Annotated in this window: 18 protein-coding genes and 2 pseudogenes; 3 read left to right on the top strand and 17 right to left on the bottom strand. The window is 59.7% G+C overall.

Annotated features, from left to right (window positions below; genetic code table 11):
* Window positions 1-19 precede the first annotated feature (19 nt).
* Together AC1DQ3_RS29730 and AC1DQ3_RS29735 are read left to right on the top strand one after the other, a co-directional pair.
* On the top strand, window positions 20-454 hold the full coding sequence (locus AC1DQ3_RS29730) for an HU family DNA-binding protein (RefSeq protein WP_477123710.1): 435 nt from the start codon (window positions 20-22) through the stop codon (window positions 452-454).
* A 234-nt stretch (window positions 455-688) separates the two neighbouring features.
* A pseudogene (locus AC1DQ3_RS29735) lies at window positions 689-1,199 on the top strand (IS630 family transposase); the annotation flags it as partial.
* Between the two features lie 54 nt (window positions 1,200-1,253).
* Here AC1DQ3_RS29735 and flhC read toward each other — a convergent pair.
* The 3 genes from flhC to AC1DQ3_RS29750 all read right to left on the bottom strand — a co-directional run bounded on the left by flhC (window position 1,254) and on the right by AC1DQ3_RS29750 (window position 3,266).
* The gene (gene flhC / locus AC1DQ3_RS29740) at window positions 1,254-1,850 is read right to left on the bottom strand and encodes a flagellar transcriptional regulator FlhC (protein ID WP_477123711.1); all 597 of its coding nucleotides are present in this window, start codon (window positions 1,848-1,850) and stop codon (window positions 1,254-1,256) included.
* Window positions 1,847-2,002 (bottom strand): flagellar transcriptional regulator FlhD, encoded by a 156-nt coding sequence (locus AC1DQ3_RS29745; RefSeq protein WP_477123712.1) that lies wholly within the window; start codon window positions 2,000-2,002, stop codon window positions 1,847-1,849. The genes flhC and AC1DQ3_RS29745 overlap by 4 nt, the downstream gene beginning before the upstream one ends.
* Window positions 2,003-2,309: 307 nt before the next feature.
* Window positions 2,310-3,266 carry an AraC family transcriptional regulator gene (locus AC1DQ3_RS29750; RefSeq protein WP_477123713.1) on the bottom strand — a complete coding sequence of 319 codons (957 nt, stop codon included), beginning with the start codon at window positions 3,264-3,266 and terminating at the stop codon, window positions 2,310-2,312.
* A gap of 120 nt (window positions 3,267-3,386) precedes the next feature.
* Between AC1DQ3_RS29750 and AC1DQ3_RS29755 the strand changes: the two genes are divergently transcribed.
* On the top strand, window positions 3,387-3,578 hold the full coding sequence (locus tag AC1DQ3_RS29755) for a helix-turn-helix domain-containing protein (RefSeq protein ID WP_477123745.1): 192 nt from the start codon (window positions 3,387-3,389) through the stop codon (window positions 3,576-3,578).
* Here the strand turns inward: AC1DQ3_RS29755 and AC1DQ3_RS29760 are convergent.
* The 14 genes and pseudogenes from AC1DQ3_RS29760 to AC1DQ3_RS29825 form a co-directional block, all read right to left on the bottom strand.
* Window positions 3,545-4,015, bottom strand: a complete 471-nt coding sequence (locus AC1DQ3_RS29760; protein ID WP_477123714.1) for a pyridoxamine 5'-phosphate oxidase family protein — start codon at window positions 4,013-4,015, stop codon at window positions 3,545-3,547. The genes AC1DQ3_RS29755 and AC1DQ3_RS29760 overlap by 34 nt on opposite strands.
* Before the next feature lie 75 nt (window positions 4,016-4,090).
* The gene (locus AC1DQ3_RS29765; RefSeq protein WP_477123715.1) at window positions 4,091-4,789 is read right to left on the bottom strand and encodes a glutathione S-transferase N-terminal domain-containing protein; all 699 of its coding nucleotides are present in this window, start codon (window positions 4,787-4,789) and stop codon (window positions 4,091-4,093) included.
* Window positions 4,790-4,933: 144 nt separating this feature from the next.
* A complete protein-coding gene (locus tag AC1DQ3_RS29770; protein ID WP_477123716.1) occupies window positions 4,934-5,479 on the bottom strand; it encodes a carboxymuconolactone decarboxylase family protein in 546 nt (181 codons plus the stop codon).
* Window positions 5,480-5,666: 187 nt separating this feature from the next.
* Window positions 5,667-6,302, bottom strand: coding sequence for a nitroreductase family protein (locus AC1DQ3_RS29775; protein ID WP_477123717.1), 636 nt, complete (start codon window positions 6,300-6,302; stop codon window positions 5,667-5,669).
* Between the two features lie 116 nt (window positions 6,303-6,418).
* Window positions 6,419-6,973, bottom strand: coding sequence for a Rid family hydrolase (locus tag AC1DQ3_RS29780; protein WP_477123718.1), 555 nt, complete (start codon window positions 6,971-6,973; stop codon window positions 6,419-6,421).
* 53 nt (window positions 6,974-7,026) lie between these two features.
* The gene (locus tag AC1DQ3_RS29785) at window positions 7,027-7,266 is read right to left on the bottom strand and encodes a hypothetical protein (protein WP_477123749.1); all 240 of its coding nucleotides are present in this window, start codon (window positions 7,264-7,266) and stop codon (window positions 7,027-7,029) included.
* 36 nt (window positions 7,267-7,302) lie between these two features.
* On the bottom strand, window positions 7,303-8,229 hold the full coding sequence (locus AC1DQ3_RS29790) for a LysR family transcriptional regulator (protein ID WP_477123746.1): 927 nt from the start codon (window positions 8,227-8,229) through the stop codon (window positions 7,303-7,305).
* Between the two features lie 83 nt (window positions 8,230-8,312).
* Window positions 8,313-9,065: an SDR family oxidoreductase gene (locus AC1DQ3_RS29795; protein WP_477123719.1), complete on the bottom strand. Its 753-nt coding sequence runs from the start codon at window positions 9,063-9,065 to the stop codon at window positions 8,313-8,315.
* Between the two features lie 77 nt (window positions 9,066-9,142).
* The gene (locus tag AC1DQ3_RS29800; protein ID WP_477123720.1) at window positions 9,143-9,592 is read right to left on the bottom strand and encodes a GNAT family N-acetyltransferase; all 450 of its coding nucleotides are present in this window, start codon (window positions 9,590-9,592) and stop codon (window positions 9,143-9,145) included.
* A gap of 159 nt (window positions 9,593-9,751) precedes the next feature.
* On the bottom strand, window positions 9,752-10,249 hold the full coding sequence (locus tag AC1DQ3_RS29805; protein WP_477123747.1) for a YkgB family protein: 498 nt from the start codon (window positions 10,247-10,249) through the stop codon (window positions 9,752-9,754).
* Between the two features lie 135 nt (window positions 10,250-10,384).
* Window positions 10,385-10,555: pseudogene (locus AC1DQ3_RS29810) on the bottom strand (cupin domain-containing protein); the annotation flags it as partial.
* Between the two features lie 15 nt (window positions 10,556-10,570).
* Window positions 10,571-11,188, bottom strand: coding sequence for a nitroreductase family protein (locus AC1DQ3_RS29815; RefSeq protein WP_477123721.1), 618 nt, complete (start codon window positions 11,186-11,188; stop codon window positions 10,571-10,573).
* A gap of 163 nt (window positions 11,189-11,351) precedes the next feature.
* Complete coding sequence (locus AC1DQ3_RS29820) at window positions 11,352-11,933, bottom strand: NADPH-dependent FMN reductase (RefSeq protein ID WP_477123722.1); 582 nt, start codon at window positions 11,931-11,933, stop codon at window positions 11,352-11,354.
* Between the two features lie 25 nt (window positions 11,934-11,958).
* A complete protein-coding gene (locus tag AC1DQ3_RS29825; RefSeq protein ID WP_477123723.1) occupies window positions 11,959-12,453 on the bottom strand; it encodes a 4-hydroxylaminobenzoate lyase in 495 nt (164 codons plus the stop codon).
* Between the last annotated feature and the right edge of the window lie 19 nt (window positions 12,454-12,472).

Genomic DNA, 12,472 nt, shown 5'->3' on the forward strand with positions numbered 1-12,472 from the left:
TAACCAGACCAAAGAATCCATGGCAACCATAGCGAAAGCTGTCGTAAAGACCCCGGCCAAGCCTGCCGCCAAAAAGGCAGCGCCGGCCAAGAAGGCAGTAGCACCGGCAAAGAAGGCCGCTGCGGCTGCACCGGTGGCGAAGCCGCTGAAGGAAACCTTCACCAAGGCCAGCTTGCTGGCGCACCTGGTCGCCCAGACCGAGATGGACGCCAAGACCGTCAGGACCGTGCTGGCACATCTGGAAGACACGGTCCTGAGCGCGGTGCACAAGAAGGGCGCGGGCGAGTTCACGCTCCCCGGCCTGCTCAAGGTCACTGCCCTGCAAGTGGCGGCGACCAAGAAGCGCTTCGGCAAGAACCCGTTCACCGGTGAGGACCAGTGGTTCGCGGCCAAGCCGGCCACCGTCAAGGTAAAGGTCCGCCCGCTGAAGAAGCTGAAGGACGCCGCCCTGTAAGGCGTACCGATCTGCTGAATGAATGGAGCCCGCAAGGCTCCATTTTTTTCGACCCCGCCCGGCGAGAATAAGCCCTAATCTGCGGCCCCGAACAACGGGCCACCAGGGTGGATATCAACGCAGGCAGAGGGCTGAGATCGGCCATGAAGGAACCTTCGTCTGATTCGTCGCAAGATGCGGTTCGAAGAACTCGGGGCGTTGTGCCTTCAGGTTATCGGCGGAGTCGCCAACGGCATGCTTCACGGAGCTCGCCAGTTAGCGAACAAGCCGGTCGCGGAGATTGCGGCTGCGGTGGGCGTCGCACGGCAGACGGTGTACACGTGGAAGACGCGGCTGGACGAAGGCGGCATCGACGCGCTGCGCACCATGGCCCGTGGACGGCCGTCGTTGCTCGACGATACCCAGCGCGAGCAGTTGTGTCGTGCCTTGCTGCAGCGCCCCACGGAGCATGGCTTTGGCACCGAACTGTGGACGCTCAAACGGGAGCGCTTACTCATCGAGCAACGCTTCGGGGTGTCATACAACGAGGCCCATGTCTGGCGGATTCTGGATTTCCTCGGCTTCTCGACCCAACGCCCAGACCGACGCGCTATCGAACGCGACGAGGACGCCGTGCTGGCGTGGAAGCAAAAGACCTGGCCCGCGCTCAAAAAAGAGTACGCGGGAGCAGCGGCTGATCGTCTTTATTGACGAGTCAGAGCTCTCGGAGCGACCCACGCGCGTGCGCACCTGGGCTCTCGGTGGGCACCTCAAGTGTTACATGTTGATGTCGCGCATTTTCTTTATCTTTGCTAAATTTTTAGTCCCTCGGCCGCGCCAATTTTGATAGCTTCTTGCCCTTGCCTGCGCGCGAGGAAGGCCGGCACAGGCCGCACACGAAATTTGCAGGCGGCTCGTACGCGTGTGCGACGAATTGCCCATGGCAACAAGTGCAGGTGGAAAGCTGCAGCAATTTGTTGTCGACGAATCGTACCAAAGTCCAGGCACGGGTGAAACTTAAGACAATTTCGCTGCCGAGCAGCGATACATGCTCAAGATAGAGGCGATAGCTCATCACCACGGCGTGAATGCGAACTGTCTCGCCCTGCTGGACCATGAACTGATAGGCCGAAAAGAACAGCGAGCAGTGTATGTTTGGCAACCAAGTAGTGAACCAGTCGGTCGAGAAGGGGAGCATGCCCTTGGGAGGCGAGGCGCCCCGTAGCTCTTTGAAGAGTCGGATCAACCGGCCGCGAGAGAGCGTGGTCTCAGCCTCGAGCACCTGCAGTCGCGCACCCATGCCGATCAGCTCGACGGCAAGCAGGACCTGGTTGGCATCGTGCAGAACGCTCTTGCGATCGGGTGCGGGAGTGGTCTTGAAACTCCGGGCTGACTGTGTTTGCAATATCGCGGTCAATTGAGTGACTCCACGGGCTGCCGGGCGAGCAGGATGGCAGCATGGATATGCCGCATATTATGGCTCTTGGCCGTATGCGTGAAGGCTGACGGCAACGCATAATCATCATACTGGAATCGGCACAGGATCATATTATCTGCAATGAATAACAAAAATTCGACGCGCTCGACTTTGCTCAGGAAACTTCAATGGCCAGGCCCAAGACCCGCAACGTAGCCAATTCCTCGAGCCTATTGATACTTGTATAACTCATGACAATCGATCCGAGTCTGGCGCGTTATCTGATCAAGGCGTTGATCGGGAGTCGATTGCATGGCTGGGAAGATGGACGAAGCTACCAGAAAGCGGGTTCGCGCTGGACGGATGCTCCGCGGTCGTGTTGGTCATACTTGAGCTCCTGTTGAGTAAGCCGGTCCGGATATCCGGGCCATTTGTTCACCTCATGACAACCGAAGCGCATTACTCGCCGGCATGCGCCAGACGGCGCCATTGCCCCGGCGTCAGCCCCATCGTGTCGGTGAACACACGCCGGAATACTGCCACGGATCGATACCCGACTGAGTCGGCCACGGCCTCGGTGGTCATCGTCGGCTTCTTCAGTTCGTTGGCTGCCAGGCTCATCCGAATATCGGTCAGCAATTCGATGGCTGAACGCCCCAGCTTATCCTGAAAGTGCCGCATGAAGGTGGCGCGTGACATGCTGCACAAGTCGGCCAGATCAGGCAGGTTCCAGGGTCGCGCCGGATCGGCGAACATGGCTGAAATGGCCGGAGCCAGCCGTGGATGGCCGGCAAGCGCCAATAAGCCTGCCGGGGCCTGCTCGGATTCGCTTGCTGCGCGCAGTACCAGTGTGAACAGCGCCGAGCTAAGCGCGTTGAGCATGGCGTATCCGCCCAGATTGTCGCTTGTGGACTCCATGCGCATCAGCCCCAGGAGACCGGCCAGGTGGTTCGAAGCAGACCCGATCGCCTCTTCACCATGGCCGTCCATGGCCCGTACCACTAGATTCGTAGGTAGATAATTGCGAATCAGCCGATCATGGGGCGGCTCGATGAGAAATCGCCCACACAACAGGTCCAGATGCTCGCCCTGGCCATCATTCTGGCTGAGCATCCATCCTGCGGAACCTTGGCGATTGTAGGTAAGACCCGGCGCATGTCCGCTGCCATCGTGCAGCACGTGCGCCAACCCGTGAGGCAACAGCACGATATCTCCTCCCACCAACTCCATGGTCGTCTCCGTCTCCGGACTCTCGATAATGGCCCGGCCCTTGAGCACGACGTGGTAGGGAATCTCGTGCGCCGCGGACTGCGGCCAAGCCACACGCCATGGCGCACCATAGGCGCAACGGACCTCCAGCCGGCCAGTGATGGTGATCATTTGCAGGAGCTGGCTCAGCCAGTCGACTTGGGACATAGGACCTCGGGAACTTGGAACGCTCAAGCATCATATTGCGATTGCACACCGGTTGTACGAAGCACATGGCCTCAGTGCTCGAGCTGATCGGACACGTAGCGCGCAAGCTCGTCCGGGGAACTGGACGGTAAGGGATTCCTTCGCGTGGGCGGCGCCGTCAAGGCAGTTGCGCGCCGCCTGGACTGCTCGACGGCGACCATCTATCGCTACCTTGCCCGGATCGCGGAGGATAGCGATGCAGCCGTAAAGCCGCATGCCGTTCTTCGCGGACCCGGAACCTATGCCCCGATGGGTTTCACACCATACTTTTGATAATAGGCGCTCCTGATTTCTTCCTGACTTCGAGGAGGGTGGGCAAAGACATGAGCAGGAGACAGCAACTGGGTGATCGAAGTGGTTTCGATTTTGACGACGTGATCGACGGGATACTCTAGGCCGTTTGTCGCCCGAACCCAGTCGGCGATCATCAAATACTCACCATCGCCTGGCGGCAGTAGCAACGCACGGCCCTTGAATCGATACCCGCGTCTCTGGAAGATATCGACTACGTTAATTTCGATGGCGGGATTGCGCCCCAAGTTCAGTATCGTTCGGGGCGATGCGATATCGGTGAAGTAGAGAACGCCGTTCGTTACCGTCAAGGACGCCTTCGGCGAAAGATTGGGCGTTCCGTCCTCGTTGACTGTCGCAACGAACGACAGTATCGCCTGCTTGATGATCGCCTCCATGTCGGCAGTGATTTCAACCATAGATATCCTCGCTTGAATTGAATTTGAGCGGCTCCATGCGCTCGCCAGCCGTTGCGGTATCCATCTACATGCACTCTAGTCGCGAGGCGGAATATTGATTCCCTTTTGAACGGCTGGGCGCGCGAGGCCGCGATCGAGCCATGCCTGCACATGAAGAAAGCGGTCGAAGCCGACGAGCTCACGCGCTTCGTAAAAGCCGATCAGGTTACGCACCCAGCCGAGCAGCGAAATATCGGCGATGCTGTAGTCAGCGCCCATCAGCCAGTCGCGGCCCGCGAGCCGTTCGTCGAGGACACCGAGCAGCCGAGCTGATTCGGTCGCGTAGCGGTCGCGCGGGCGCTTGTCTTCATAGGCTTTGCCGGCAAATTTGTTGAAGAAGCCGACCTGGCCGAACATCGGGCCGACACCTCCCATCTGCCACATCAGCCACTGGATCGTTTCGTAGCGCGTGTTGGGATCGGTAGAGAGGAACTGCCCCGTCTTGTCTGCGAGGTAGATCAGAATCGCTCCCGATTCGAACAACGCCAGTGGCCGGCCGCTCGGCCCGTCGGGATCGTAGATCGCCGGAATCTTGCCATTGGGATTGAGTGCGAGGAAGGCCGGATCGTGGTTTTCGTTCGCCATGATGTCGATGCGGTGAGGCTCATAGACAAGGCCTGTCTCCTCCAGCAGGATGCCGACCTTCACTCCGTTGGGCGTCGGTAAGGAAAAGAGTTGCAGCCGATCGGGGTACTGCACCGGCCAGCGCGCGAAAATTGGATGATCGAGTGTCACATTCTTTCTCCTAGACTTGTCGGGTCATACGAAAAGCCCGGACGCGTTCCCAAGAATCTTTCCCAGGTGCTTCCGGGCTTTGGCGTTACGCTCGCATCAAACCTTCAAGCACCCTCGGAGAGGGTCGATGCGACCGGATAGAGTTCAGATCGAGCCAGCCGGCGTAACGGCGGGAAAGTCCTTCTCGGGATCGAACACGTTATTGAAGAAATTCGTAAGGGAGTACATGGCCACCAGCGCCACGATCTCCATGACGTTCGCATCCGTGTAGCCGGCTTCGCGGACGGCTTTCAGATCGGCGTCAGTGACGTTGCCGCGGGCCTCGATGACTTTGCGCGCAAACTGGACGGCGGCGTCGCGCTTCGGCTCGTTGGCATGGCCCTTCCGAGCGAGAATGATTTCATCGGTCGGCAGCTTGGCCAGATGCTCGGCCGTATAGCTGTGGACTGTCAGGCAGTAGTTGCAGCCATTCACTTCGGAGACAGCGAGGCCGATGCTGTCACGCGTCTTTACGTCGAGCGCCTTACTCAAGGAGCCAAGCAGGGTGGCCCATGAGTTGAACGCGATGGGGCTCAGCGCGAAGGTCGCCATCATATTTGGGGTGAACCCGATGTTCTTGGTGATCGCATCGAGGGTCGGTTTCGAATCGGCCGGCACCTGTTCCGGCTTTAGAGCAGCAGTTCTTGGCATCGTAGTCTTTGTAAGTTACTGGTTTCACTAATTGGGGAAAGTCCATGTGGGAACCATCCCTCGGCTTACTTCGTGCCCAAGTCTTGGGTCGAAGCTGGTCAGGCCTTCAAGTGGGAGGTACCTTGTGTTTGCCTCTCACTTGGCAGCCCCTTAGTCGTTCGGCGTGATCACTGCAGCGGCGACACACCTATACCAAATCCAACACATCGGCCACCGGCAGGCGCGGCTTCTGCGGCCAGTTTCCGGGACGCTCCGCTCCTACGGACAACAGCAGGACCGGCACTTCGTTTTGGGCCAGTCCGAACTCGCGGTGCACCCCTTCGGCATCGAAACCAATCATTGGCGTCGAACCCAGGCCCAGCGAGCGGGCCGCGTAGATCATCGCCGCCGCACCGAAGGTGGCGGTGCGTACTGCCTCGTCGCGCTGGCGCTGGGGGTACTCCATATACAGATTGCGTGCGGGGATTTCCCATTCCGGCACCATCTCTGCCGGCATAACGCCCGCCTCCACCAGAGGCGCCAGGCGATCCGGTATTACGCTGGAATCGGCCAACCGGCCGCAGACGATGAAGGTAACGGCAGCTTCGGTGATCATGGGCTGGCTCCAAGCGATCGGACTCAGCCGAGCCTTGGCTTCAGGCGAGCGTATGGCGATGAAGCGCCAGTTCTGCATGTGGAAGGATGTCGGCGCGCTGGTGCCGATCCGCACCAGCTCGCGGATTTGGTCGTCGCTCAAATTGGCGGCAGGGTCGTAATACTTGGCCGCGCTGCGGCTCAAGATACATTCGATGACTGCATTGGTCTTGGTGGTTCCGTTGGTCATGGATATGACTCATTCATCAGGTGGTTAGGAGCCTCAGCTTTAGGTCTACCAGATGCAGATTTCGAAACTCTATGCGCTCAAAAGAATGCCAGAAAGGATCAAAACAACAAGACAATCTATCCCGCTTCGGCGGCATGGCTCGGCGCAAGTCGCCGCGTCGAGGAGGCCAGTACGTCTTCGGCGTTGAGCATCGCGGCCAAAGAGGCCGGGGCGAGGTGGCCCAACGCGGTAGGCAGCACTGCCTTGAAGACAATTTCGATGAGCTGCTCAGGAAAGGCCAGCCTCGATACACCAATCAGATAGCTGCCGCACTGAGGCCGCTCCTTGGCGTAGGCTTCCTTGCGCGCCACCGCAAACGCCTCATCGACATCGAGGACATAGAGCCTCTCTTCCACCACATGGTCGAGGGTGGCTCCGAACTGTGCCAGGATCGTTACAGCGTTTGCATAGGTCACCCGCATCTGCTCTGCCATCATCGAGAAGTCGGCTGGCTTGCCGGTTTCATCGAGCGCCGCAGGCGCGATCATGGCCCCATTGTCGTCCTGGCTGAGTTGGCCGGACACATAGATCATGTTTCCGATCTTGATCGCCTGTACATAGCCATAGTCGTCTTCCGCGGGCACGCCATGAGAGGCCACCTCTTTGCCATTCGCCGCGGTCGTGTTCGTCATATCTGATCTCCTGTTGAATAAGCCGGCCCGGCTGTCCCGGCCATTTGTTCACCTCATGACTTCTGAGCGTCGGGCCACGAGCCCTGTACAGACGCCAGGAGGAGAGAAAGCGATGCAGCCAACAGAACAAGATCCTTAAGAAGGAACGGGCCCGGTGCTGATCCTTGAAATACCGGATGCGCCGGCACCGTATCGGGAACATGCCGGGCCAGATCCAAAATCGCTTCCGGCGGGTTGAGGCGCGAGGTTTCCTGCGGCAGCAGGAGCTCGCGCCTTTGATCGCTTTCCGTCATCGAGAGCTTGTCGCGCCGCAACTCCGACTACGCAAACTAGGCCGCCAGTTTCTGCGGTGCCGCGCCGAAGTGCGGATGCCGCGAGAAAATCTCGGCAGCCCAGTTCACGAATACGCGCACCTTGGCCGACAGGTGCCGGTTCTGTGGATACATCGCCGAGATTGGCAGTTCGTCGGTTTGCCACTCCATCATGATTTCCACCAGCCGGCCACTATTGATATAGGGCTCAGCCATCGCGTGCGAGATGCGGGCAATTCCGTGGCCTTCCAATGCGCAGCCCAGGTAGACGTCGGCATCGTTGGTGGAGATCACCGAAGGCAGCAGAACTTCGCTGCGTTCGCCCGCACGGATCAGCGGCCACGGCGTTTCGCGCCCGGTGCGGTTCGAAAGGAAGTTCACCGACTTATGCAGCGCCAATTCTGTGAGATCGTGAGGTGTACCAAAGCGGCGCAGATAGATAGGTGATGCATAGAACGCCAGCTTCACCTGGCCGATGCGACGTGCCACCATCGATTCGTCGAGCGCACCCACGCGCAGCACCACATCCACGCCTTCCTTGAGCAGGTCGATCGGCTTGCCGTTGGTGGTCAGCTCGAGCTTCAGTTCCGGATACGCATTGAAGAAGTCGTGCAGTCGCGGCATCAACACCATTTGCGCGAGTCCGCTCGTGGTGTCCACTGCCAGTGTGCCGCGCGGCGAGCTGTTGTGGCGCGTCAGCGACTGTTCCGCTTCCTCGACGTCGGCCAGGATGCGGACGCAGCGTTCGTAATAGGCGGAGCCATCGTTGGTCACACTGATGTGGCGCGTGGTCCGGTGCAGCAGCTTGACTCCGAGGTGAGTCTCCAGATTCTGGATCAGGCGGGTGACCGTGGCCTTTGGCAGGTCGAGCGACTCCGCCGCGCGCGCAAAGCTGCCGACATCCACCACCCGAGTGAATGCCTGCATTGAGACTAGACGATCCATGATGAAAGCTTTCGAAAGGAGTAAGAGCCAACCTACGTGGCGGGCCGCATCGCGCAGTGTCGACGCGGCCCGCGACGGCCTGATCAGGCTCCTTTGCGCGAGCGTAACCACTCCTCGAGATTGAGGAGGCCGAGACGCGCCTTGCCCAATGGTACGAGCGACTTTTCCTCTAGTCGCCCACCGAAATATCGGGCTTCGGGATCTTTCACGACCTTGCGCGGGTCGCCGACCGCCTTCAAATAGCGAGCGATGATTTCGTTGAACGGCGCTCGTTCCGGGCCCGCGATCTCGATAATCCCGCTTCGCGGATTAGCGAATGCAACTTCGGCGACGACGGCGGCGACGTCATCGGCGGCGATAGGCTGAAGCAGGCCCGGCGCGATCCTGACGACGCTTCCATCCGTACTCGCATCGGCGACGCCGTCGAGGAATTCCAGAAACTGGGTCGAGCGGATGATCGTGTAGGGGATACCCGAAGCCTCGATCAGTTTCTCTTGCGCGACTTTAGCGCGGTAATAGCTTTGGCCGGGTACCCGGTCGGTCCCGACGATGGATAGCGTGACATGGTGCCGAACGCCCGCCGCAGCCTCCGCCGCGGCAAGGTTGTGGCCGGAGGTCTCGAAGAATTCCAACACCACCTGGGGGGCAAATGAAGGCGCATTGGAGACGTCGATCACCACCTGAGCGCCGGCAATGGCTTCTTTGAGCCCTTCTCCGGTGACGGTGTTGACGCCACCTTTGGGCGACGCCGCGACGACCTCGTGGCCGCCCTCGCGCAGAATGGCAACGGTCTTCGAGCCAATCAGGCCAGTGCCGCCGATCACGACTATCTTCATGGGCTTTCTCCTTCTGAGTATCGGTTGGTTTTCCGCGATGCGCCGCACGAGTCTGAGGACGGACCCGAACCACCGTGTCAGGCAAATAGTTTTCGGTATTGAATGAACTCCGAGCGATCAGCGATGCGGTCGTAAAGCTGCATGGCGTTATGGTTGGATTCGTGCGTCAGCCAGTGCACACGGGACGCCCCGCGACGTTTCGCATCCGCATAGACATGCTCAATTAGGGCTCGGCCGATACCACTGCCACGCGCCTTGTTCGCAACAAACAGGTCCTGGAGATAGCAGTGGTCGCCCGTCGCCCAGGTGGATCGATGGTAGATCGAATGCACCAGCCCCAATGCTTTCCCCCCAACCATGGCAAGCGCTGCATGCACCGGCTCCGCTGGGTCCAAGAAGCGTGCCCAGGTCCGGAGCGTCACGGACTCGGGGATATCCACTTCGTAGAACCGCTGATAGCCCTTCCACAGCGGCAGCCAAAGATTAAAATCGTAATTCTCAATGGCTTTGATCTCGACTGATTGCATAGAATGCTCCTGAAATTGAGGATGCTGGCCGCCCGGCTGCTGCACGGGGACGGCGCGCTGTCGTGGCCGAACACCTCCAACGGGCGGTTGAAGGCGCCGGTGATCCGCCGCATGTCCGCGCGTCGGCCGAAAAGAGCGCCAACGAAGCGCCATATCCACTCATGACTTCGGCACGTTGAGCCACGGGCCACGTAGAGATGCCAAGAGAAGGGAAATCGATGCAGCCAGTAGAACAAGATCCTTAAGAAGGAACTGGCCCGGTGCTGCCGAAATCGCCGGAAATCCACCCGCCGTCGCTTCTGCTACGCCAGGTGTGCTCACAAAGAAGGTGAGCGTTATGAGATAGGTCGCGGCGGACATCGCCGCTCCCAAAGCGGAAAAAATGGGCTGAAAGGCCCCAAGAATAAGAGCCGCAGCGGTGAATAGCTCAAGTACGCCTATAACGTAGCTTGCACCTTGAACGCCAAATAGGGCGTGCAGCCAACTCATGATCGGACTGTGTTCAATGAACGGAGCGATACCGGCTGCTTCGTATGCGGTGAACTTCATTCCACCGAACCAAAGAAAGATAACGACCAAAGCCCATCTAAGCAGGGCCAGGAAGTTGAGAGAGCCGGCACCCTTTTCAGCGATTTGAAGACGAATCGGACTGGTCATTTGCGATCCTTCTCGAGTTGAATATGCCTCTAACAGAAATGCTGGCTCACCGCCCTTCCCTCGTGGCGCTCGCGGGTCTTGCACGGTGCGAGCCTTCAATGCTTGGCGCTGTCGAGTGCGTCTGAAAGTCCATTTGATGGGCGTGGCCATCACCTTGTCATTGGTGTAGAGGACGAAGACGGCGAGCAGCTTCGCCGGCTCGGTCTTGCGCGCGTTGCGGCTGCCGGAATGAATCGCTCCCGGCGCTTCGGACCAGCTCTCGCCAGTCCGATAGATGCGCGTCTCACCGTCGTTCACCTTCGACTCTGGTTTCACTAATAATTAGACGAGGTCCAGCACATCGGCCACCGGACGGCGCGGCTTCTGCGGCCAGTTTCCCGGGCGCTCCGCCCCTACGGACAATAGCAGGACCGGCACTTCGTCTTGGGCCAGTCCGAACTCGCGGTGCACCGCTTCGGCATCGAAGCCGATCATCGGCGTCGAACCCAGGCCCAGCGAGCGCGCCGCATAGATCATTGCCGCCGCACCGAAGGTGGCGGTGCGTACTGCCTCGTCGCGCTGGCGCTGCGGGTAGTCCATATACAGATTGCGTGCGGGGATTTCCCATTCCGGCACCACCTCTGCCGGCATGACGCCCGCTTCCACCAGAGGCGCCAAGCGATCCGGTATTACGCTGGAATCGGCCAACTGGCCGCAGACGATGAAGGTAACGGCTGCTTCGGTGATCGGGGGCTGGCTCCAAGCGATCGGACTCAGCCGAGCCTTGGCTTCAGGCGAGCGTACGGCGATGAAGCGCCAGTTCTGCATGTGGAAGGATGTCGGCGCGCTGGTGCCGATTCGCACCAGCCCGCAGATTTGGTCGTCGCTCAACGTTGCGGTGGGGTCGTAGTATTTGGCCGCGCTGCGGCTCAGGATAGATTCGATGACGGCGTTGGTCATGGTGATTCCTATGGGTGAAGGGATAGATTGAGGTGCACGAACGCTTTCGCTCTACGCGTACCTGGTTTCGTCCGAGTGTTGGGCGGCGTTTTCTCCTCTGGGGCGGCCCCGCTGCGGCCGCGCCGACAGCATCAAGACGTCAGCGGGGCAAGACGGCCGACGCTCACTTGACAGCCAGCCGCTCAGCCGTGCGGCTCAATGCCACACCCACGCTGATAACTGCATTCTCGGCGGCCTTGTCTTTCAGACCGATCTCTCCTTCGAAAGCCCGGTGCGCGAGACCAAGCGCAAACGCATCAGGAATCACCACTACGCCCAGTTTGTCCAACACCGTGCGCAAGGCCAGCTGCGAACGCAGGCCGCCCAGTTGCCCTGGGGAGGCAGAAACCAGTGCTGCCACTTTGCCTGCCAACAGCGTAACCCCCGAAGTGCCGTCCTCCTGTGGGCGGCTCACCCAGTCCAGCGCATTCTTCAGCGCCGCGGTATAGCCCCCGTTGAACTCGGGCGTCGCGATCAGCAGCGCGTCATGTTTGGCGAACTCCGCCTGCAAACGCCAAACTTCCCTGGGAACACCTTGTTCGATCTCAAGGTCGCTGTCGTAGAGCGGCAACGCAAAGTCGGTCAATCGAATCGACGTGACGGTCGCGCCCGCATCTCGCGCGCCATTTGCCGCGATATCGAGCAGTTTCTGATTCAGTGAGCCGCGACGCGAACTGCCGCTCACCGCAAGAATTTTGATATTCACAACGACTCCTGTACAGGTCTCGAAGTTACTGGGCAGGCGGCGTACGGTATTCGATTTCGCCACCGGGCAGGAAATACATCATCAGGGCCTTGCCCTTGACGGTAGGAAAGTGTTCGCTCATCGGAGCGAAGACGCGCCACCCTGCACCATGCTCACAGAACTGTGCGCCCGGCTCCAGCGGAATGATCATGTTGATCTCGCCGCGAGTGTGACAGTGGTACTGGCCTTTCACATCGCGAAGCAGTCCGCTTTCCACGCTCATCTCCGCCGTCTCATATCCGGGCTCGGCGAGCCGACCTCGGCGGTATGAGGCCCCATCGATTTCAACGTAGGCCGCCCAACCTTCCTCCACGCCCAATTTCAGCAGCCGGCACATCTCCTCGTACGCCTCGGTACCCGCACCAAAGTGGTAGTTCAGGTACGCTTCGAGGTGCTCATCAAGTGGGCGTGAGCGCATTTCGTCGCACAGGCGACGAACCCACTGAAGCAACTCCTCCTTGTGTGGACCGTGTGGCAGCATCTGGCTCTCCTTATCTGAC

This window comes from Cupriavidus sp. 01T418, from assembly GCF_056398885.1.